General features: G+C 62.8%; 18 protein-coding genes. 6 read left to right on the top strand and 12 right to left on the bottom strand.

What is annotated here, in order from left to right; all coding sequences use genetic code 11:
• Window positions 1–41: 41 nt before the first annotated feature.
• Complete coding sequence (locus NKG95_RS21900) at window positions 42–662, bottom strand: ribonuclease D (RefSeq protein ID WP_031193995.1); 621 nt, start codon at window positions 660–662, stop codon at window positions 42–44.
• A 103-nt stretch (window positions 663–765) separates the two neighbouring features.
• Window positions 766–2,151 carry a M20/M25/M40 family metallo-hydrolase gene (locus NKG95_RS21895; protein ID WP_353042494.1) on the bottom strand — a complete coding sequence of 462 codons (1,386 nt, stop codon included), beginning with the start codon at window positions 2,149–2,151 and terminating at the stop codon, window positions 766–768.
• A 445-nt stretch (window positions 2,152–2,596) separates the two neighbouring features.
• On the opposite strand from NKG95_RS21895, the gene polA reads away from it, so the two are divergent.
• Window positions 2,597–5,545: a DNA polymerase I gene (gene polA / locus NKG95_RS21890; RefSeq protein ID WP_353042492.1), complete on the top strand. Its 2,949-nt coding sequence runs from the start codon at window positions 2,597–2,599 to the stop codon at window positions 5,543–5,545.
• Window positions 5,546–5,776: 231 nt separating this feature from the next.
• Here the strand turns inward: polA and NKG95_RS21885 are convergent, their stop codons facing one another.
• A complete protein-coding gene (locus NKG95_RS21885) occupies window positions 5,777–6,181 on the bottom strand; it encodes a Fur family transcriptional regulator (RefSeq protein WP_353042491.1) in 405 nt (134 codons plus the stop codon).
• A 211-nt stretch (window positions 6,182–6,392) separates the two neighbouring features.
• On the opposite strand from NKG95_RS21885, the gene NKG95_RS21880 reads away from it, so the two are divergent.
• The 3 genes from NKG95_RS21880 (at window position 6,393) to NKG95_RS21870 (ending at window position 9,778) form a co-directional block, all read left to right on the top strand.
• Window positions 6,393–8,594, top strand: coding sequence for a caspase family protein (locus NKG95_RS21880; RefSeq protein ID WP_353042489.1), 2,202 nt, complete (start codon window positions 6,393–6,395; stop codon window positions 8,592–8,594).
• 111 nt (window positions 8,595–8,705) lie between these two features.
• Entirely contained in the window at window positions 8,706–9,077 is a 372-nt protein-coding gene (locus tag NKG95_RS21875) for a hypothetical protein (RefSeq protein ID WP_352483640.1), read from the top strand.
• Window positions 9,074–9,778 (top strand): DUF4760 domain-containing protein, encoded by a 705-nt coding sequence (locus NKG95_RS21870; protein WP_352483605.1) that lies wholly within the window; start codon window positions 9,074–9,076, stop codon window positions 9,776–9,778. Before NKG95_RS21875 ends, NKG95_RS21870 begins: the two co-directional genes overlap by 4 nt.
• Before the next feature lie 151 nt (window positions 9,779–9,929).
• On the opposite strand, the gene NKG95_RS21865 is transcribed toward NKG95_RS21870, so the two are convergent.
• Window positions 9,930–11,012, bottom strand: a complete 1,083-nt coding sequence (locus tag NKG95_RS21865; RefSeq protein ID WP_031194911.1) for a trypsin-like serine peptidase — start codon at window positions 11,010–11,012, stop codon at window positions 9,930–9,932.
• A 350-nt stretch (window positions 11,013–11,362) separates the two neighbouring features.
• Between NKG95_RS21865 and NKG95_RS21860 the strand changes: the two genes are divergently transcribed.
• Entirely contained in the window at window positions 11,363–12,496 is a 1,134-nt protein-coding gene (locus NKG95_RS21860; protein WP_353042487.1) for a S1 family serine peptidase, read from the top strand.
• 73 nt (window positions 12,497–12,569) lie between these two features.
• Here NKG95_RS21860 and NKG95_RS21855 read toward each other — a convergent pair whose 3' ends face one another.
• Window positions 12,570–12,920 carry a hypothetical protein gene (locus NKG95_RS21855; RefSeq protein WP_353026369.1) on the bottom strand — a complete coding sequence of 117 codons (351 nt, stop codon included), beginning with the start codon at window positions 12,918–12,920 and terminating at the stop codon, window positions 12,570–12,572.
• Between the two features lie 190 nt (window positions 12,921–13,110).
• Between NKG95_RS21855 and NKG95_RS21850 the strand changes: the two genes are divergently transcribed.
• Window positions 13,111–13,410: a DUF2934 domain-containing protein gene (locus NKG95_RS21850; RefSeq protein ID WP_353042485.1), complete on the top strand. Its 300-nt coding sequence runs from the start codon at window positions 13,111–13,113 to the stop codon at window positions 13,408–13,410.
• 55 nt (window positions 13,411–13,465) lie between these two features.
• Here the strand turns inward: NKG95_RS21850 and NKG95_RS21845 are convergent, their stop codons facing one another.
• From NKG95_RS21845 to NKG95_RS21815, 7 genes are all read right to left on the bottom strand, one after another.
• A complete protein-coding gene (locus NKG95_RS21845; protein WP_353042483.1) occupies window positions 13,466–14,158 on the bottom strand; it encodes a molybdate ABC transporter substrate-binding protein in 693 nt (230 codons plus the stop codon).
• Between the two features lie 132 nt (window positions 14,159–14,290).
• The gene (gene mgrA, locus NKG95_RS21840; protein ID WP_352495501.1) at window positions 14,291–15,337 is read right to left on the bottom strand and encodes an L-glyceraldehyde 3-phosphate reductase; all 1,047 of its coding nucleotides are present in this window, start codon (window positions 15,335–15,337) and stop codon (window positions 14,291–14,293) included.
• 129 nt (window positions 15,338–15,466) lie between these two features.
• Window positions 15,467–16,615 (bottom strand): Gfo/Idh/MocA family protein, encoded by a 1,149-nt coding sequence (locus tag NKG95_RS21835; protein ID WP_352816858.1) that lies wholly within the window; start codon window positions 16,613–16,615, stop codon window positions 15,467–15,469.
• A 12-nt stretch (window positions 16,616–16,627) separates the two neighbouring features.
• The gene (locus NKG95_RS21830; RefSeq protein WP_353042481.1) at window positions 16,628–17,374 is read right to left on the bottom strand and encodes a sugar phosphate isomerase/epimerase family protein; all 747 of its coding nucleotides are present in this window, start codon (window positions 17,372–17,374) and stop codon (window positions 16,628–16,630) included.
• Window positions 17,375–17,463: 89 nt separating this feature from the next.
• Window positions 17,464–18,594 carry an ABC transporter ATP-binding protein gene (locus tag NKG95_RS21825; protein WP_353042480.1) on the bottom strand — a complete coding sequence of 377 codons (1,131 nt, stop codon included), beginning with the start codon at window positions 18,592–18,594 and terminating at the stop codon, window positions 17,464–17,466.
• A gap of 5 nt (window positions 18,595–18,599) precedes the next feature.
• Entirely contained in the window at window positions 18,600–19,535 is a 936-nt protein-coding gene (locus NKG95_RS21820) for a carbohydrate ABC transporter permease (RefSeq protein WP_352483609.1), read from the bottom strand.
• The gene (locus NKG95_RS21815; protein WP_023721950.1) at window positions 19,528–20,421 is read right to left on the bottom strand and encodes a carbohydrate ABC transporter permease; all 894 of its coding nucleotides are present in this window, start codon (window positions 20,419–20,421) and stop codon (window positions 19,528–19,530) included. Before NKG95_RS21815 ends, NKG95_RS21820 begins: the two co-directional genes overlap by 8 nt.
• Window positions 20,422–20,511: the final 90 nt, after the last annotated feature.

Raw genomic sequence — 20,511 nt, 5'->3', positions numbered from 1 at the left:
CAATTCCTCCCGGCCGATGGCGTTAAAGTGCCAGAGGGCCATTAGCTGTGGGCGAAGATATCCTCCTCATCCCAGCCCATCAGATCGAGTTTCGCACGCGTCGGCAGGAAGCGGAAGCAGGCATCGGCTTCCCTGGTCCGGTTGTCGCGCGCCAGCCGCGCGCTCAGCACGTCGCGCAGCCGGTGCAAATAGAGCACGTCGGAGGCGGCATATTCGAGCTGCTCGGGCGATAGCGTCTCGGCCGCCCAGTCCGAGGATTGCTGCGCCTTCGACAGGCCGACCCCGAGAAGCTCGAAGCAGATGTCCTTCAGCCCGTGCCGGTCGGTGTAGGTGCGCGTCAGCCGCGACGCGATCTTGGTGCAGAACACCGGCTCCGGCATGACGCCAAAGGCGTTGTAGAGTACGGCGAGATCGAAGCGGCCGTAGTGGAAGAGCTTGGTGATGCTGCGATTCTTCAGCAGGCTGACGAGGTTCGGCGCCTTCCTCTGGCCGGGCGCGATCTGGATGACGTCGGCCGAGCCGTCGCCCGGTGAGATCTGCACGACGCAGAGCCGGTCGCGATGCGGGTTCAGCCCGAGCGTCTCGGTGTCGATAGCGACCGCCCCGACATCGTAATGCAGCAGGCCGGGCAAATCGTTTTTGTGGAAACGTATGTCGCTCATCGTCTTCTCCGGTCGCGGCCCCGTGCAGCGATACGCGACGGGCCGTGCCCGTCCTTGCCGTGATCCGGTGAAAAATCAACACAAAGTTGATTGTGACGCAATTTCAGCGTGTCAGCGCCTCGAGAATGCGCGCCCAGGAGCGCTGGCCCTTGTGGAAAGAGCTCATCTCGTACTTCTCGTTCGGCGAGTGGATGCGGTCGTCGTCAAGACCGAAACCGACCAGCAGCGATTCCATGCCGAGATAGGTCTGGAAATCGCCGACCACCGGGATCGAGCCGCCGCTGCCGGTCACCACCGCCGGCTTCGGCCATTCGTCGGACAGCGCCTGCTTGGCCTTGGCGAGAAAGGGCGAGTCGTAGGAAAGCTGGATCGCCGGCGAGGCGCCATGCGGGTGGAATTCGACCGAGCAGTCGGCCGGAACGCGCTGCCTGACGAATGCCTGGAAGGCGGCGCGAATTTTTGCCGGATCCTGTTTGTGAACGAGGCGGAAGGAGACTTTTGCCGAGGCTTGCGCGGCGATCACCGTCTTGAAGCCCTTGCCGGTATAGCCGCCGATGATGCCGTTGAACTCGGCCGTCGGGCGCGCCCAGGTCAGTTCGAGCACCGAGCGGCCCTTTTCGCCGGACGGAATCGACAGGCCGATCGGGCCGAGGAAGGTCTCGGCGGTCTCGCCCAGCGACAGCCACGACTGCAATATCTGCGACGGCGTTTCCTCGACGCCGTCATAGAAACCCGGAATGGTGACGTGGCCATCCTCATCGTGGATGTCGGCCAGGATTTTTGCCAGGATGCGGATCGGATTGGCCGCCGCACCGCCGTAGAGCCCGGAATGCAGGTCGCGGTCGGCGGCACTCACCGTGATCTCCTCGCCGACCAGCCCGCGCAGCGAGACGCAGATCGACGGCGTATCGCGATCCCACATGCCGGTGTCGCAGACCAGCGCGAAATCGGCCCTCAGCTCATCCGCATTCGCCTCGAGAAACGGTTTCAGCGACGGCGATCCGGACTCCTCCTCGCCCTCGAACAGGATCGTGATTCGGCACGGCAATCCGCCATGCACCTGCTTCCACGCGCGGCAGGCCTCGACGAAGGTCATCAGCTGACCCTTGTCGTCGGCCGCGCCGCGGCCGGTGATCACCTTGTGGCCGGGCTCGATCTCCTTGACCGCCGGCGCGAACGGGTCGCTTTCCCACAACTCGATCGGATCGATCGGCTGCACGTCGTAATGGCCGTAAAACAACAGATGCGGCGCGCCGGCTGGCCCGTCGTGATGCGCGACCACCATCGGATGCCCTGGCGTGTCGCGCACGCTGGCGTCGAAGCCGATCAACTTGAGCTCGGCGACCAGCCATTCGGCGGCCTTGCGGCAGTAGGCCGCGTAGTCCGGATCGGTGGAGATCGACTTGATACTGAGCAGGCCGAACAGGCGTTCCAGGCTCTGGTCGAAGTTCTTGTCGAGGCGGTCGAGGACAGGGGAAACTGCGGACATAGGCGGGCCTTTCGATTCTGGCGGCGAATCTAGAGCCCATGCGGCCAAACGGAAAGCCCGCGAACGTTGGGCCACGGGCAGGATCGGGTCGAAAGGCAAAAAAATGCCGCCGTGGTGGAGGGGGAACCACGGCGGCCTTACTCGAAACGATGCGGCAGCCCGGAGAGGGGGGATAGGCTGCCGCAAGTGTCCGGGATAGGCGGGGGACGGGCCTTGCTCCGGACTTCGGCGAAAACTGCCGATGGCGTTTATCTGTGTCTGCGAACGTGGCGATTCAAGGGCACAAAAATTACACTTTTGTAACATAGGCGTGAGCGAACAAAGCTGTGACCAAGCCTTCATGGGCCGGCCAATCTCGCGCCATTTGTCAGGGTGTTGCCGGAACCCTTGCCACAAGCCGCCTTTGGCATGGACCGCGGCGCTGCGCCGCGCTATCCCTCGTGCCATGAAAAAAGGCGATCATCTCTTCCTTATCGACGGCTCCGGCTACATCTTCCGCGCCTATCACGCACTGCCGCCGCTGACGCGCAAGTCCGACGGGCTGCCGACCAGTGCCGTGCTCGGCTTCTGCAACATGGTCTGGAAGCTGACGCAGGACGCCCGCAACACCGACGTCGGCATTGTGCCGACGCATTTCGCCGTGATCTTCGACTATTCGTCGAAAACCTTCCGCAACGACCTCTACCCCGAATACAAGGCCAACCGCTCGGCGCCGCCGGAAGATTTGATCCCGCAATTCGGCCTGATCCGTCAGGCGACCAGGGCCTTCAACCTGCCGTGTATCGAAACGGAAGGCTACGAGGCCGACGACCTGATCGCCACCTATTGCCGGCTTGCCTGCGAAGCCGGCGCCGACACCACCATCATCTCTTCCGACAAGGATTTGATGCAACTGGTTGGCCCAACGGTTGCCATGTACGACCCGATGAAGGACCGCCAGATCGGCGTTCCCGAGGTGATCGAGAAATGGGGCGTGCCGCCGGAGAAAATGATCGACCTACAGGCGCTGACCGGCGATTCGGTCGACAATGTGCCAGGCGTGCCCGGCATCGGGCCGAAGACGGCGGCACAATTGCTCGAACAGTTCGGCGACCTCGATACGCTGCTCGCCCGCGCCGGCGAGATCAAGCAGGACAAGCGGCGCGAATCGATCATCGCCAACGCCGACAAGGCGCGCATTTCGCGTGATCTGGTGACGCTGAGGAATGATGTGCCGGTGACCGAGGGGCTTGACGAATTCGTGTTGCACGCGCCGGACGGTCCCAGGCTGATCGGCTTTCTCAAGACCATGGAATTCTCGACGCTGACCCGCCGCGTCGCCGAAGCGACCGGAACCGACGCGGGCGACGTTGCGGCCACTGCCGTGACGATAGAGCGTGCCGATACCGCGCATGGCCCCGATATGGGTTTTGGCGTGCCCGCGGCCGCCGAGCGCGCACCCCCGTCGGACGAAGCGGCTTCCGAAGTCCCGGCCGAAGCCAAGCAAGGCGACACCCCATCCCTGCTTTCGGCGCTTCGCCTGGAGGCTGCGACCGTCCGCAAGATCGACACCGGCGCCTACGCCTGCATCCGCGACGCCGCGACGCTGAAGGCCTGGATCGCCGAAGCGATGGAGAGAGGCATCGTCGCCTTCGACGTTAAGGCCTCCTCGCCCGATCCGATGCGGGCCGAACTGATCGGCCTTGCCATGGCCGTCGCGCCCGGCCACGCCGCCTACGTGCCGCTTGCCCATAAAAACGGCAATGGCGACCTGCTCGGCGGCGGCGCGGTCGACAACCAGATCTCGATCCGCGACGCACTAGCGTTGCTCAAGCCGCTGCTCGAGGACAAATCTGTCCTCAAGATCGTGCACGACATGAAATACCGCCTCGTCGTCATGAGCCGTCATGGCATCGAGATCGGCCCCTATGACGACACCATGCTGATCTCCTACGTGCTCGAGGCCGGCACCCATGGTGGCCATGGCCTGGAGGCGCTGGCCGATAAATGGCTCGGCCACGCGACCATTCCGCTGAAGGAACTGGCCGGTTCGGGAAGAAACTTCGTCGGCCTCGATCAGGCCGACCTCGGCAAGGCGACGGCTTACGGCGCCGAGCACGCCGACGTCGCGCTCAGGCTCTGGCAGGTGCTGAAGCCACGCCTTGCCGCCAAGGGCCTGGTCTCGGTCTATGAACGGCTGGAACGGCCGCTGGTGCCAGTCCTGGCACGGATGGAACAACGCGGCATCTCCGTCGACCGGCAGATCCTGTCGCGGCTCTCCGGCGAACTGGCACAAGGTGCGGCGCGGCTCGAGGACGAGATCTACCAGCTGGTCGGCGAGCGCATCAACATCGGCTCGCCAAAACAGCTCGGCGACATCCTGTTCGGCAGGATGGGCCTGCCCGGCGGTTCGAAAACCAAGACCGGCCAATGGTCGACCTCGGCGCAGCTTCTCGAAGACCTCGCCGCCGAAGGCCACGAATTGCCGCGCAAGATCGTCGATTGGCGCCAGCTGACCAAGCTGAAATCGACCTATACCGATGCCCTGCCCGGCTTCATCCATCCCGACACCAAGCGCGTCCACACCTCCTACGCGCTTGCCGCGACGACGACCGGCCGGCTGTCGTCCTCGGACCCCAATCTGCAGAACATTCCGGTGCGCACCGTCGAGGGGCGAAAGATCAGGACGGCCTTCATCGCCGACAAGGGCAACAAGCTGGTTTCCGCCGACTACAGCCAGATCGAATTGCGCGTGCTCGCCCATGTCGCCGAAATCCCGCAGCTCAAGCAGGCCTTCGCCGACGGCGCCGACATCCACGCCATCACCGCCTCGGAAATGTTCAACGTGCCGGTCGAGGGCATGCCTTCGGAAGTGCGCCGCCGTGCCAAGGCGATCAATTTCGGCATCATCTACGGCATTTCCGCCTTTGGCCTCGCCAACCAGCTGTCGATCGCACGCGAAGAAGCCGGTGACTACATCAAGAAATATTTCGAGCGCTTCCCCGGCATCCGCGACTATATCGACGCCACCAAGGCCTATGCGCGCGAGCACGGCTTCGTCGAGACCATCTTCGGCCGCCGCATCCACTACCCGGAGATCAGATCGTCAAACCCCTCGATCCGGGCGTTCAACGAGCGCGCCTCGATCAACGCACGCCTGCAGGGCACCGCCGCCGATATCATCCGCCGCGCCATGATCCGCATGGACGAGGCGCTGGAGAAGGCGAAGCTTTCCGCCCGCATGCTGCTGCAGGTGCATGACGAACTGGTCTTCGAGACGGCCGAAGCCGAGGTCGAGGCGACGATCCCGGTCGTCTGCCACGTCATGGAGAACGCCGCCATGCCGGCGGTATCGATGTCGGTGCCGCTGCACGTCGACGCCCGCGCCGCCAACAACTGGGAAGAGGCGCATTAACGTCCCGTCTGCAGCCGGCTAAGTCGCGATCCTTCCCACCCCCCTCTGTCCTGCCGGACATCTCCCCCGCAAGGGGGGAGATCGGATGTCGCCCCGGCTTTCGCCAACCGTCGGCGTTGCAAAAATGGGCGGTGAAATTGAAGCTGCCGATCTCCCCCCATGTGGGGGAGATGTCCGGCAGGACAGAGGGGGGGGCGCTGTCCCGCCAGCATCTCGCGGCTTAGTAAGCCCTCAAGCCGCTTCAGCCAAACACTTCGCACAAGTCCCACGAAACTCGATCACCGCCTTCTTGGCGGCGAAGCCGGTCGAGCGCACCCATTCGTCGAGCCGGTGGCCGACATCGTGGTCGGAGAACTCGGTCACCTGGCCGCAGCTGTCGCAGATGGCAAACGCCGTCATCGAATGGCTGTGGTCGTGCGGCTCGGCACAGGCGACGAAGGAATTGAGGCTTTCGAGCCTGTGCACGAAGCCGGACTTCACCAGCGTGTCGAGCGCCCGATAGATCTGCAGCGGTGCACGAAAACCGCGCTCGCGCAATTGGTCGAGCAACGTATAGGCGCTGAGCGGCCCGCTGGCGGCCTCGAGTTTCTCGAGAACGCAAAGCTGGTTCTTCGTCAGTACATCCCTTGCCGCCATGATCCCGTTCCAAGCCGCTCCGTGCCGATCACTGCCAGTTCGCATGCAATTCGACCTCTTGCACTGAGATAGCGACGAACTGCTATTTTTGCTACTGTTTCTATTCGCAGCCGGTGGTCGGCTGGCCGGCGGCGCCATATTCAAAATACTGACAAAATCGTCAGCCAGGCTGGCCGTGCTTGGAAATTCGATCGGGCTTGGGGAAGCAACCATGATCAAAGTGACGCGGCGGACGCTGCTTGCCGGCACGTCTGCGCTGGCCGCTGCCGGCCTGGTGCCGTTTCGGGCATTCGCAGCGGCGCGCACCTACCATGCGCTGCTTGTTGCCTGCACCGATTACCCGAACCTGCCGAAGAAAAACTGGCTGATCGGACCGAAAAACGATGCCGGCCTGGTGCGCGATTACCTCCTGGGGAACACGCCCGCGCCGGTAAAATTCCTGGCCGAAAACGTCACGCTGCTCGCCAAGGATGTCGAAGGCGCCAACGGACCGCCGACACATGCGGCGATCAAGGCAGCACTCGCCGACCTTGCCGCCAAGGTCCAGCGTGATGATTTCGTCTATCTGCATTTGTCCGGTCACGGCGCGCAACAGCCCGCGGCGACCAAGGGCGACGAGACCGACGGCCTCGACGAAATTTTCTTGCCGTCCGACATCGACAAATGGGTCAACCGCGAACAGGGCGTGCCCAATGCGCTGGTCGACAACGAGATCGGCACCGCGCTCGACGCCATTCGCGACAAGGGCGCCTTTATCTGGGCCGTGTTCGACTGCTGCCATTCCGGCACGGCGACGCGCGCCGCCGAGGTCGACGACGAGCTGGAACGCAAGGTCGAGTTCGCCGATCTGGTCGGCGGCGACGATGCTGCCAGGGCGGCTGCGGTGAAAGCCTATGACGGGATTGCGTCGGCCGCGCCGCGCGGCTTTGACGAGGACGGGCAGCGCAAGCCGGCCTTCAAGCTGGCGCCGACCGGCGCCGAGCCGACCACCAAGGGTAAATTGGTCGCCTTCTACGCGGCGCAGACGGTGGAGACGACGCCTGAGATGCCGCTGCCCAGGGGCACGGCCGATGCGCCGCGTTTCGGGCTGTTCACCTTCACCATCCTGTCGAAACTGGCCGAGAACCCCAACATCACCTACCGCCAGCTCGGTCAGTCGGTGCTGCAGCAATATTCGGCGGACGGCCGCACCCGGCCAACGCCGCTGTTCGAGGGAGAACTCGACGCACGCGTCTTCGGCACCGACAAGACCGATGCGGTCATGCAATGGCCGATCGTCGTCAAGGACGACAAAGCCACGATCGGCGCCGGACTGCTGCATCGCCTCACCCCCGGCAGCAAGCTGGCAATCTTGCCGTCGGCGCTGTCGCCGCTGTCCGAGGCGCTTGGTTATCTCCAGGTGCGATCGGCAAAGAACCTGGAGAGCCGGGTCCAGCCGGTCGAGTTCGGCGGCAAGCCGGCGCTCAAGCTGGCTGACATCCCCGCCAATGCCTATGCCCGGCTCGCCGAGCTCGCCGTCGACTACAAGCTCGTGGTCGCGCGGCCGGCAGCGGCCAAAGGCCTCGAGAAAGAGGCTGCGCTGGCGAACTCGGTTCTCGACGATCTGGCGGCCAGGGAGAACTCAGGGTTCCACATCGCGCTGGTCGAGCCGGGCAAGAGCGCAGATCTGCGTCTCGCCGTGCTGCGCGAGAATGCCATTGCCGGCGCCGCAGAAGACGCCACCGACGCGCCGGCGCTGTGGTTCCTGCCAGCTTCGGGCGACATGACGCTCAAGGATGGCAGCAAGCCGCCGCTGATCGTCATTCATCCGGACGGCCGCGAAAAGCTGATCGACGCCGCGGCCAGGAACCTGACAAAAATCTTCCGCGCCATCGGCCTGTCGAGGCTGGCCGCCGCTTCGGATTATCGGCCGGAAGAGGTCGACGTCGAGTTCCGGATCAAGCGTCTGGACAGTGACGCGCTGCAGCCTATCGAGCCGTCGACGGTGCCGCGTGTTTCGCCCGACGATCAGGTGCATGTGCTGGTCAGGAACGGCTCGACCAACCTGGTTGACATCAACGTGCTCTATGTCGGCTCCGACTATTCCATCCAGCATTTTCTTGCCGAGCGCCTGACCGAGGGCGCCGTGCTCGAGGAAGGCCTGTTCAAATTCACCGACACCAGCTTCGGCATGGAGCGGATGATCGCCGTCTTGACCGAGGCGCCGCCGCAGAGCGAGAAGCAGGACCTGAGCTTCCTGGCGCAAGCGGGGGTTATCTCGGTAACGCGCGGACTGGGACAGCCAAGTTTCTCCGATATGCTGGCCGATATCGGCATGGCGCCGGCGACGCGGTCGGCCATGCGGCTCACCGACGACAAGGGGTCGAAGGGCGCCGTGATGATCTTCCCGATGGAGACGGTGCCGCGCGCGTGAAGCGGGATCAAGCGCCCGGCCGGGCCTCTTGCCTAATCGGCTGATTATGAACATTCTTCGACCGCCGCTGTCGGCGGCCGAACGGAACGGATGAGGGCGTTCGTGAACAGGATGGTATTTTCGTGGCGCGCAACAACCGCCGGCCTTGTCGCCGGGCTGTTGCTGGCCGCCAATGCCTCGGCGGACGAGATCTGCGGCCTTTGCGCCAAGGAGGTCGTCATCAACTCCGAACTGGCGAGTTGCTTTCTCGATCAGTACGACCAGATCGCCAAAACCGGCAACACCGCCGTCGTCGTCGATCTCAGCAGCTGCACCTCACGCGGCGTGGTCGAGCCGTTGCCGTCGCCGGGCAAGCCGCAGGTGGAGCCTGACGTGCAGTTCATCGTTTCGCGGGCGCAGCTGGATTGCCTGAAGAAGAAGCTGGAGACGCCGGGCATCGTGCTCGATCCGTCAGCTATCATCGAACTGGACAGCTGCGGATGACGAAAGCAGGGAGCGACGCAACGCAGCAGGCAGGGGCGGCGCCGGTACCGCAAAAGAAGCCGGCGTCACTGCCGGAAACCGTCGAAGGCCTGCCTTGGGTGAGCAATCACGAGGTCAAGAAGGAGGCGAACCCGTTCACCGATCGCGACTGGCGCATGCTTGTCTATGCCTGGTCCGGATTGCTGGTACGGCTGGCGATCATCTTCACCTTGATCTTTTCGGTCTACCAGTTCCTGGCAAACCAGGAGCAGAAGCGTGTCGAACAGACGATGTCGCTGGTCGAGCTCTGGGAAAGCAAGGATTACCAGCAGGCGCAACGGGCCCTCAAGCAACGCCTGGCGACGCTCAATGCCAAATACGGCAATCTGCTCAGCGCCAATCCCACGCCGACCGAGGAACAGGTCTATCGGCAACGCATCGGCATCGAGGCGATGAGCGCAACCGGCGGCGACATGCCGCTTGCCGAGTTCAGCGACAATTTCGACCGCATCGTCTATTTCCTCAACCGTCTTTCCTTCTGCGTCGAAGGCAGGCTTTGCTCGCGTCAGGTCGCCGACTCCTATTTCCGCGACTATGCCGCCTCGTTCTGGAGCTATTTTGCCGGCTATATCGACAAGGAGCGCAAGGCCGGTTCGCCGACCTTCGCCCTGCCAATCGAGAACTATGTCCGCCAGGCGCCACCCCCGGCCCAATCCAGATAATCCCCGAAAATGCGAAAGCCGGCGACGGAAATGCTCCGCCGCCGGCTTTGATTGGAGCATTTTGCCGCCAAGTGTGATCACATTTGGCGTCGCAGAAATGCCGCTAAAATAGATAACCCGCCCCGATGATCGCGGCGCGCACTCTGCAGGCCTATTTGTACAGGCTGTTGATCCACTGGACGTTGATGGCGTTCAGGCGCACGGCGGTATTGGCATCCGGGCTCTCGGCCACGTTCACGCCGGTGATGACGCGCTGCTTGGAGCCATTGTCATAGGCATAGACCGAGCTGCCGCTCGAACCTGGATACGTGTCGCAGTCGTACTGGAAATACTCGGTGGCGATGTTTTCGGCGTGCACTTCGCAGGTCGCCTTCCACATCGTGCCCATCGGCTTGTCGCCGGGATAGCCGATGATGTTGGCGGTGAAATCGCCGAGATCCACATAGTTGGCATAGCCCAGCCAGCCGAGATTGGTGCCGACATCCTGCTTGAGGGTGACGATGCCGAGATCCCACGGCACGACAGAGCCGTAAAAGCCTTGGTAATTGTCGATGAAGCCCTGGACGATATAGGCGCTTTCATAGGTGAAGGCGCCGAACGGAGCGTCGTCGGCGGTCTTGCCATTGAGAGCCGGCACGAACAGGATATCGTCGAGCCAGGCCTTGTCCTCGTGGCTGTAGAGGCAGTGCGCCGCGGTGAGCACCGTGCGCGGGCCGATCAGTGTCGCCGAGCAGCTGCCATAGCTGCCGCTCTTCGATTTGCCTTCGAGATAGCCGATCGCGGTGAACGGGTAGGTTTTGGTATTCTTGATCTGCTCGCGGTCGTCCGTCCCGAACACCTGGCGGCCGGCCTCTTCGCCTCCGCTTAGTCCGGAATTATCGGACTTCTGCCCGTCGGCGGGCGCGTTCATTTCCTTGATGACAAGGTCCTTCAGCGTCTCGTTCGGGTCGATCTTGATGTCCTTGCCATCGGCGGAACGGCCGACGATGCCATAGGATTTAACCGCCGTTGCTTCGTCGGCGAGCGGCGCGGCGCGGTTGGCCTCGTCGTCGGTCAGTTTCGGCGGGGCGATCGGTTTCGCCCGGCCGGGCTTGTAATCGCCCGATGTCACGTCGCGCATGCTTTCGCCGTTGCCGGCATTGGCGGAGCCTGGATCGGCAGCCAAGGCAGGAACCGCCCACATTGCGGTGGAAAGCAACGCGGACGCAATAATGCTATGTGTCAGTTTTGTCATGGTGAGACTCTCCCAAAAGTCAGCAAGGACTGGATCAAGATACAGAAATATTGTCGAGATCGTGGTGGTGACGAAAAATGAAATTGGTTGCCTGCGCCTTTACCGGGCCATTATTCAGTGCAGCCAGTTTAGGTCCCCGCCAAAAATGCCCGCAACGGTATACTGCCTAAAATAATCCAACATTGGCAACGACAAATTGCTTCCACATAGCCCGTGGGGGGCTATAGGATTTGGGCGGGCTTGGCTCGACAGCACGATTAGCAAAAGTGGTGCTCGGTTTTGTGACGGATCGCGCTTCGCCTTGGAGCATGATCTCACCGGCCGGTTCCATTTCAGTGGATCATGCGTCCGTGGCTGACCTGTCGGAATATTGTCTCAGGGGGTTCGAGGTGAAGATCATCCACAGGTTCAGACCGATTGCCGCCGCCGCGCTGCTTGGCATCGCGGCGGCCTTGCCGGTCGTTGATTCCGTTCATGCCACGGACGCGGCCGCCCGGCCGGAGGCGGCGATCTCGCCGATGAAACGCGTGGCCGAGGCCAGGGCAAAGGCCAGGGCGGAGAACCCCGACGGCGCCGAGCGCGTCTACGGCGGCAAGCAGGCCGAGACGGGCGCCTACCCGTTCCAGGTGGCATTGCTGACCACCGGCAAACTGGACAAAAGCCCGGCCTCGCAGGCGAATGCTCAGTTCTGCGGCGGCAGCCTGATCGCGCCGCAATGGGTGCTGACGGCGGCGCACTGCCTCAATGACGACAGCGAGCCGATTTCGCCTGATGTGGTCACCGTGCTCACCGGCGCCACCGATCTCAGCGAGGGCAAGCGCTACAAGGCGGTGGAGATCATCGTCAACGAGGGCTACAGCGAGCAGACGCTGGACAACGATCTCGGCCTGATCCGGCTGGCCGAGCCGGCCGATGCCCCGATCATCAAAATTGCCCGTGAGCCGACCCCCGACGCCGGCAAGACGTCGGTCACCGGCTGGGGCAAGATGCAGGACGGAACATTTCCCACCGCGCTGATGGTCGCCGACCTGGACCTCCAGCCGAACGCAACCTGCAACAGCGGCATCAAGGCGATTTATGGGCATGATTTGAAGGCTGCGCTCGGCGAGCTCGCCCGCCGCATGCGTTACTCGGAAAGGGGCATCGAGGCGGCCGCCAATGCAATTGCTGCTGATATGGCCGATCCGCTTACCAGCAACATGATCTGCGCCGGCACCGCCAGCGGCGAGCGCGACGCCTGCAATGGCGACAGCGGCGGACCGCTGTTCATAATCGGAGCCGACGGTCCGGTGCAGGTCGGTGTCGTCAGCTGGGGCGAAGGTCCGGCCGACGGCGGCGCCGCCTGCGGCCACAAGAACGCCTACGGCATCTACACGCGGCTGGCCAATTACACTGGCTGGATCGAGGACAAGATGAAGACGGCAGCGCCCGTAGCCGCAGCGCCCAAAGCCCTCGGCACCGCTCAGAAGCCGGCCACGCCCTGACCGGCGTCACCCGCTGAACGAACGAACGGCGCGAGCAATCCCGCCGCTTCTGCCCGGAAACTTTTGGTCGGAACTAGAACCAGCGATCGCGGCGCTGGTCTGTGGCCGCCAAGGCGAGGCCCAGTAGCGCCCCTACGGCCGCTCCGAGTATGAATGCGGACGATACTGTGCCGGGATTCTCCTGGACGACCCCGGAAACCGTCTGCGCCCTGTTGCGCAGGGCTTGCGCCGTCCGGGACGCGCGGTCAGCAGCGCTGTCATACCAGTCGCCGGCCTCTTCGATCGCCTCTTCCGCGCGTTCGGCCAAGGTCCGATTGATCTTGTTGATCTCACGCCTCAGCTGCGCGACCTGCTTCTCCAGGGCTTCCTGAGCTTCACGTTGAGTCATCTTCGGTGCTGCGGATTCGTTCGGGTCGTCGGCCATTGTAATCTCCTTTGCGGAAGGCTCGGCTCAACGGTCGGCCCACTGTACAGGTTCCTCGGCAAAACGATTCTGTCCGGTGTTTGTTCGGTGAGAACCCGGGATTTGTCCGGCATGTGTGCGAATTCGGCATCAACATCGGATCATTCCGGCGCTCCCCGCGTTGGTGAAACGCCACAAGGGAGGAACCGCCATGGATGACGATCGACATGAAAAAATTCGGCAGCGAGCCTATGAAATCTGGGTGCGCGAGGGCCGCCCGCACGGCGAACATGAGCGTCATTGGCAGCAGGCGAAGCGAGAGCTTGACCTCGACGACGCGGACCGCGGTCCGGCTGGAGTGATCGCCAGTTCCGACGTTCTGACGGTCGAGGCACTGGCGATGCGCACCGGGATAACCGGTGATCAGGCGCAAGAGCTGATCGACAGGCTCGGCAACGACAGAGCGACGCTCGAGGAAGCCGCGCGGAACCTCAAGACAGCCGAAAGTTAGAGCCTGTTTGAGGAGGCAATCTCCAGCGTGCCTGTGGCGTGATTCATCGCACGCTCTAGCGGCGCTCGACACCCTTTGCCGCCAGGATGTCATCAACGGCTGCCGACATCAGAAATTCCGACAGCTGCTCGGCAGCTTCTGCGTTCGTTGAACCGGCACTGATGCCAATGGCGAAGTCGACGTAACTTTGGAGTTCTGCCGGAAACTGACCGACAAGCATGACCTCGGGAGCGGCCGCGAGAATCGAAGTCACGGGAACGACCCCCAACTCGGCTTCCCCACGGCCCACGGCCGGCGCTGTCTGCCCTCCTGGTATGGCCACCAGCTTGGGCTTCACCTCGTCCGCTATCCCCAACCGTTCCAGCAAACCGGAGAAGTAGCCACCGCTGGTTCCTTCACTGGCATAGGCGATCGATCTGGCGCTCTTCAACGCCTGTTCGAATGCTTGCACGGACCCAATGTCGAGCGGTCGACTGCCTGACTTGGCCGCCACTCCCATTGCTATTCGGCCAAACGCTACCTGGCTTCCCGCCTTGACCTTTCCCAAGGCGGTCAGATCCTGAACCAGGTTCGGATTGGTGATAACGATGTCAAAAGCTTCCCCTGCTTCAATCTGCTTCTTTACTGCCGGATTGAGCTCCCACCTGACCGCAACTGTGAACCCCGTGGCCGTTTCGAACTGGGATATGAGAGCAAGGACGGCGGGGCGGACCGCGATAGCGCCAAAAAGCCGGATTTCCTGATTCATCGCCTAACCCCGAATCGGTCGAAACGACCTTCTTGCGATACGCATCCGGCCCTTCATTCCACGGCTGCCCGGCCATTCCATGCTCAGCGTCCCGGAAGCAGTCGCCCTTCGGCGACCGGATGCCGGAGTCGCCTACTTCCTTGGCGGCCCCTTGCGCTCGGCCGACGTCGCCCAGAGATTGATGTCCGACTCGCGTGCAAAGGTGTCGATCTCGGCGAGCTCGGCATCGCTGAAGTCGAGCGTCTCGAGCGCGCCGACGCAATCCACGACCTGTTCAGGCCGGCTGGCGCCGATCAGTGCCGACGTCACCCTGCCCCGGCGCAACACCCAGGCCAGCGCCATCTGCGCCAGCGTCTGGCCGCGGCGACGCGCGATGACGTTCAGCGCCTCGATATTGGCGATCGACTTATCGTTGATGAATGCCGGGCGCAGCGACTTGCCCTGGCTGGCGCGGCTGCCATCGGGGATGCCGCCGAGATATTTGTCGGTCAGCATGCCTTGTGCCAGCGGCGAGAACACGATCGAACCGACGCCAAGCCCCTCCAGCGTATCGAGCAGGCCGTCATCCTCGACCCAGCGGTTGAGCATCGAATAGCTCGGCTGATGGATCACGCAAGGCGTGCCGAGCTGCTTCAAAATGTCGGCGGCTTCGCGGGTGCGCTGTGAATTATAGGAGGAAATGCCGGCATAGAGCGCCTTGCCCGAGCGCACCGCGTGATCGAGCGCGCCCATCGTCTCTTCCAGAGGGGTGTCGGGGTCGAAGCGATGGGAATAGAAGATATCGACATAGTCGAGCCCCATCCGCTTCAGGCTCTGGTCGAGGCTGGCCAGCACATATTTGCGGCCGCCCCATTCGCCGTAAGGTCCTGCCCACATTTCGTAGCCGGCCTTGGTCGAGATGATCAGCTCGTCGCGATAACCGGCAAAGTCCGTCCGCAGGATCTCGCCAAAGGCCCGCTCCGCCGAGCCGGGCGGCGGGCCGTAATTGTTGGCGAGGTCGAAATGCGTGATGCCGAGATCGAAGGCCTTGCGCGTGATCGCCTGCTTGGTTCTATGCGGCGTGTCGTCGCCGAAATTGTGCCACAGCCCGAGCGAGATCGCCGGCAGCTTCAGGCCGGACCGCCCGCAGCGATTGTAGACCATCTTTTCGTAGCGGTTCTCGGCGGGAACATAGGGCATGGGAAATCCTCATATCGAAACGAGCCCGACGGCTGTCGCCGCGACGCACGGCAGCCGAGCCTTCCGCACCTTTAGCCTCTCCCCGCGCAAACGGGGAGAGGCTTTTACGGTGCTTGGGAGGTGCGCCGCCTACTTCGTTTTCTTCTTCGCCAGCAGCTCCTTCGCTGCCTTGACGCCGAGTGCCGCGGGCCGCTCGCAGCTGGTCTGCATGGCGACGAACTTTCCGGTCTCGCCAGAACGCAACAGGCCGGTCATGACATCGACGGCATGCAGCGCCAGTTCCATCGAGCAGCGGTGCGGCCGGCCTTCGGTAATCGCGATCGCCATGTCGGCAAGGCCGGCGGTGCGGTAGTTGGCCATCATGCCATGCGAATGCATCTCGTTGGGCACGCCGAACGGATGCCGCCATTTCGGCAGCTTCTTCACCGGCTTGGCGGCCTCGGTGTAGCGCACCTCGCCGCCGAAGAAATTCGGATCCGGCACGAACACCGTGCCTGCCTCGCCATAGAGCTCCATCGGCGCGTGGCCATGGCTCCAGACATCCCAGCTGGTGTTGAGCGTCACCACGGCGCCGTTCTCGAATTCCAGCACGCCATGGATCGTCGTCGGCGTGGAGACCGGGATCTTTTCGCCGGCGCGCGGCTTCGAGCTGATGATGCGTTCCGTCATCGGGATCGAAGCAAAAGCCGCGACCTGCTTCACCGGCCCGATCAGCTGGATCAGGTTGGTGATGTAATACGGTCCGATATCGAGCACCGGCCCGGCGCCCGGCTGGAAGAAGAAGTCCGGATTGGGGTGCCAATGTTCCATCCCATGGCTCATCACATGACAGGTGCCGCTGGTGATCCTGCCGAGCCTGCCGGTGTCGATCAGGTCGCGGACAAGCTGGTGCGCGCCGCCGAGGAAGGTGTCGGGCGCCGAACCGATGCGCAGCCCCTTGCTTTCGGCCCGTTTCTTCAGGTCGAGCCCTTCCTTGACCGAGAGCACGAAGGGCTTCTCCGAATAAACATGCTTGCCGGCGTCGAGAATCTGCTTCGACACCTCGTAATGCACCGCCGGAATGGTCAGGTTGACGATGATGTCGATATCGTCGGCCTTGAGTAGCCCCTCGACGGTCTCGGCGCGCAGCTTGAACTCTTTTGCCCGCGCTTTCGCCGCTTCCATGTTGATGTCGGCGCAGGCGCGCATCTCGATGCCGCGGAACAGCGGCGCCAGCGAGAAATACGCCTTCGAGATGTTGCCGCAGCCGATGACGCCGATGCCAAGTTTTGTTGCCATGCTGGTGTGCTCCTAATAGGTCTTGGCGGCTGCGATCGAGCGGCGGGCGAAGCGCTCGATGTCGTTGGGGTTGTCCTGTTCCATGACGTAGTATTTTGCAGCGCTTTTGGCGCGCAGCGCCTTGATCAGGCCGGGCCAGTCGATGGTGCCGTGGCCGACGTCGGACCAGCCGTCCTCGTCGAGGCCCTCGCCCGCCTTGGCCATGTCCTTGACGTGGACGGCGACGATGCGCTTGCCGTGCTTCTCGATCCAGGGCAGCGGATCGACGCCGCCGCGCACCACCCAGGCGACATCCATCTCCCAGCCGATGTCGGGCGCGGAGGAAAGGATGTGGTCCTGCGGCACCGAGCCGTCGGCGAGCGCCTTGAACTCGAAATCATGGTTGTGCCAGGCAAAGCCATAGCCGGCTTTCTTGGCCGTCTCGCCGACCTTGGCCAGGCGTTCGCCGAAGCCGCGCCAGCCGACTGTGTCAGCCGGCCTGAACTCGGCGTTCAGGAACGGGCAGATGAGCAGCGTGATGCCGAGCGCGTCGGCCGTCCTGCGCACGCCGTCGAAATCCTTCTCGAGCGCGTCGATCGAGAAATGCCCGGTCGGCATGGCAAGCCCGTTCTTGTCGAGCTCGGCACGGAACGCCTTGGGATCGTCATAGACGCCGCCGAACCCTTCGACTTGGCTGTAACCAAGCTCGCCCAGCATCTTGAGCACGCCCTCCCAGGGCTGGAAATTGCGGGCGCTGTAAAGTTGGAATGACCAGTTCATCGTCTCTGTCCGTTTTCTTGTGGATGGTTAGTCTTGGGGGGATGGGGTCTTGGGGGGAATGGAAGCGTCTTGGGAGGCTAAATCATGCTCTAGAGGCGGTTGCCGGTGGCGGCGTCGAAAAGCGAAGCGCGCATCGGATCAAAACCGATGCCGACCGCCTCGGCGTTGTTTGGCGTACGCTCGGCTGTCACCCGTACCGTGAAATTCTGGCCGCCGAGCTTCAGCCAGACCAGCGTGTCGGAACCCATCGGCTCGACGACTTCGACATTTGCCGTGGCTGCGAATGGCCATCCCGTGCCGCTGTTGAACGCGACATGCTCGGGGCGGATGCCGAACACGGCCGGCCCCGCCACCGGGTCCTTCTCGAAAGCATAGGTGGCAAGCGGTATCCGCACATCCTCGGCGACGAAGTGCCAGTCGCCGTCCGCCTGCTCCAGCCTGCCGTCGAGAAAGTTCATTGCCGGCGAGCCGAGGAAGCCGGCGACAAACCGGTTGACCGGCCGGTTATAGATGGTCTGCGGTGCATCGAGCTGCTGGATGACGCCGCCCTTCATCACCGCGATGCGGTCGGCCAGCGTCATCGCCTCGATCTGGTCGTGGGTGACGTAGATCATGGTGTTCTCGAGCTTGCGATGCAGCAGTTTTATCTCGACGCGCAATTCCGCGCGCAGCTTGGCGTCGAGGTTGGAGAGCGGCTCGTCGAACAGAAAGACATCGACGTCACGCACAAGTGCGCGCCCGATCGCCACGCGCTGGCGCTGGCCACCGGACAGGGCCGCCGGCTTGCGGTGCAAAAGCGGTTCGATCTGCAGGATCTCGGCGGCTCGGGCGATGCGCTTGGCGATCTCGTCCTTGGCAAGGCCGGCAACGCGCAGCCCGAACGACAGGTTCTTCTCCACCGTCATCTGCGGATAGAGTGCGTAGGATTGGAACACCATGCCGATGCCGCGATCCTTTGGCTCTTCCCAGGTGACGTTCTTGCCCTTGATGAAGATGCGGCCTTCAGAAACGTCGAGCAGCCCGGCAATGCAGTTGAGCAAGGTCGACTTGCCGCAGCCGGACGGGCCGAGTAGCACGATGAACTCGCCTTCCGCGACATCGAGGTTGAGCGTCTGCAGCACCGATATCGCACCGAAATTCAGCGACAGGTTCTGGATCGAGACGCTGGTGCCGTTTGCCCCGCTGTTGCCGTTTACCTCAACGCTGCCGTTTGCGTTCATCGCCATCATCCTTTCACCGCGCCGGCGGCGATGCCGCGCACAAACAATTTTCCGGACAGGAAATAGACGATCAGCGGCACCAGGCCGGTCAGGATGGTGGCTGCCATGTTGACGTTGTATTCCTTCACGCCTTGCACCGAGTTGACGATGTTGTTGAGCTGCACCGTCATCGGATAGGTGTCGGGGCGGGTGTAGACGACGCCGAACAGGAAGTCGTTCCAGATGCCGGTCACCTGCAGGATGATGGCGACGACGAAGATCGGCAGCGACATCGGCAGCATGATGCGGAAATAGATGCCCCAGAAGCCGGCGCCGTCGACACGCGCTGCCCGGAACAGCTCCTCCGGCATGGAGGTAAAATAGTTGCGGAACAAAAGTGTGAGGATCGGCATGCCGAAGATGGAATGGACGATCACCAGGCCGCTGAGGCTGCCGTAGAGGCCAACCTCGCGCAGGATGATGACGATCGGGTAGATCATCACCTGATAGGGGATGAAGGCGCCGACGATCAGGATGATGAAGAAAGTGTCGGCCCCTTTGAAGCGCCAATTGGCCAGCGCATAGCCGTTCACCGAGGCGAGCGCGATCGACAGGATCACCGACGGGATGGTGATGCGCACCGAATTCCAGAAACCACGCGACAGCCCGTCGCAGTTGAGCCCGGTGCAGGCGCTCGACCAGGCCTTGACCCAGGGCTCGAAGGTGATCTCCATCGGCGGCGAGAAGATGTTGCCGAGACGTATCTCGGGCATGCCTTTGAGCGATGTCACCACCATCACGTAGAGCGGCAAGAGATAATAGAGCGCGACCACGATCAGCGTGCCGTAGAGGAAGATGTTGCGGCGCGAGAACGTGTGGCGCGGCTTCGGCCCGCTCGGCCCGTAGGCTTCGAGCCCGCCGGCGCCGCCAATGGCGGGCAATGAAACGGCATGGTCAGACACGCTTCTTGCCTCCGAACTCGAGATAGGCCCACGGCACGATGACGATGATCACCGACAGCAGCATCATCGTCGAAGCGGCGAACCCTTGGCCGAGGTTCTGGGCGAAGAACATGTAATCATAGACATACTTGGCCGGGACTTCGGAGGCGATACCAGGCCCGCCGCTGGTCTGCGCGACGACAAGGTCATAGACGCGAACGATGTTGGAGGCGACGATGACCAGCGTGGTGATGAAGACCGGCCGCATCATCGGTATGATGATGAACAGATAGGTCTTCCAGGTCGGTATCCCGTCGACCCGCGCGGCCTTCCAGATATCCTCATCAATGCCACGCAGGCCCGCCAGCATCAGGCACATGATGAGCCCGGTGCCTTGCCAGAGAGCGGCGATCAATATGCCGTAGATGACGATGCTGGAATCATAGAGCGGATTGAAGCTGAAGCTCGTCCAGCCGAGGCTGCGCACCACTGCCTGGACACCGAACTCGGGGTTGAGCAGCCACTGCCAGACGAGACCGGTGACGATGAAGGACAGGGCGAAGGGATAGAGGAAAATGGTCCGGAACGTGTCCTCGAACCGGATCTTCTGGTCGAGCAGGGCAGCAAGCAGGAAACCGATTACCAGCGAGAACACCAGCGACAGCACGCCGTAGATCAGCAGGTTCTCGATCGAGATCAGCCAGCGCGGCGTCGCCCACAGCCGGTAATACTGGTCGAGACCGACGAAGTGCAGCCGCGGCAGCAACTTGGAATTGGTGAAGGAATAGAACACCGTCCAGACGGTGCCGCCGACAAAGATCACCAGCGCGGTGAAGATCATTGGGATCGAGGCGATTTTCGCATTGAGGTTGCGAAAGAGTTGGCTGGGGCGTTCGCTCTTGCTCATCTGCACAGCCGCGCTGGATCGGGTAAGGGCGGGAGGGTCAAGAGGCCTTGACCCGAGTTCCCGACCCTGCGCTCGCAGGGGCGGGAGTGA

Source organism: Mesorhizobium sp. M1423 (genome assembly GCF_040317575.1).
Classification (GTDB): domain Bacteria; phylum Pseudomonadota; class Alphaproteobacteria; order Rhizobiales; family Rhizobiaceae; genus Mesorhizobium.
Note: the sequence above shows the minus strand (reverse complement) of the source record. Positions and strands in the feature narration are given on the sequence as shown.

Excerpts from the sequence above, each read along its gene's own strand:
- NKG95_RS21870 (WP_352483605.1), top strand. The coding sequence starts at position 9,074 with ATGACGAAAGCAGGGAGCGACGCAACGCAGCAGGCAGGGGCGGCGCCG.
- NKG95_RS21835 (WP_352816858.1), bottom strand. The coding sequence starts at position 16,615 with ATGGCAACAAAACTTGGCATCGGCGTCATCGGCTGCGGCAACATCTCG.
- mgrA (WP_352495501.1), bottom strand. The coding sequence starts at position 15,337 with ATGCCCTATGTTCCCGCCGAGAACCGCTACGAAAAGATGGTCTACAAT.
- NKG95_RS21830 (WP_353042481.1), bottom strand. The coding sequence starts at position 17,374 with ATGAACTGGTCATTCCAACTTTACAGCGCCCGCAATTTCCAGCCCTGG.
- NKG95_RS21815 (WP_023721950.1), bottom strand. The coding sequence starts at position 20,421 with ATGAGCAAGAGCGAACGCCCCAGCCAACTCTTTCGCAACCTCAATGCG.
- NKG95_RS21885 (WP_353042491.1), bottom strand. The coding sequence starts at position 6,181 with ATGGCGGCAAGGGATGTACTGACGAAGAACCAGCTTTGCGTTCTCGAG.
- NKG95_RS21825 (WP_353042480.1), bottom strand. The coding sequence starts at position 18,594 with ATGAACGCAAACGGCAGCGTTGAGGTAAACGGCAACAGCGGGGCAAAC.
- NKG95_RS21850 (WP_353042485.1), top strand. The coding sequence starts at position 13,111 with ATGGATGACGATCGACATGAAAAAATTCGGCAGCGAGCCTATGAAATC.
- NKG95_RS21875 (WP_352483640.1), top strand. The coding sequence starts at position 8,706 with ATGGTATTTTCGTGGCGCGCAACAACCGCCGGCCTTGTCGCCGGGCTG.
- NKG95_RS21880 (WP_353042489.1), top strand. The coding sequence starts at position 6,393 with ATGATCAAAGTGACGCGGCGGACGCTGCTTGCCGGCACGTCTGCGCTG.
- NKG95_RS21865 (WP_031194911.1), bottom strand. The coding sequence starts at position 11,012 with ATGACAAAACTGACACATAGCATTATTGCGTCCGCGTTGCTTTCCACC.
- NKG95_RS21900 (WP_031193995.1), bottom strand. The coding sequence starts at position 662 with ATGAGCGACATACGTTTCCACAAAAACGATTTGCCCGGCCTGCTGCAT.
- polA (WP_353042492.1), top strand. The coding sequence starts at position 2,597 with ATGAAAAAAGGCGATCATCTCTTCCTTATCGACGGCTCCGGCTACATC.
- NKG95_RS21895 (WP_353042494.1), bottom strand. The coding sequence starts at position 2,151 with ATGTCCGCAGTTTCCCCTGTCCTCGACCGCCTCGACAAGAACTTCGAC.
- NKG95_RS21845 (WP_353042483.1), bottom strand. The coding sequence starts at position 14,158 with ATGAATCAGGAAATCCGGCTTTTTGGCGCTATCGCGGTCCGCCCCGCC.
- NKG95_RS21855 (WP_353026369.1), bottom strand. The coding sequence starts at position 12,920 with ATGGCCGACGACCCGAACGAATCCGCAGCACCGAAGATGACTCAACGT.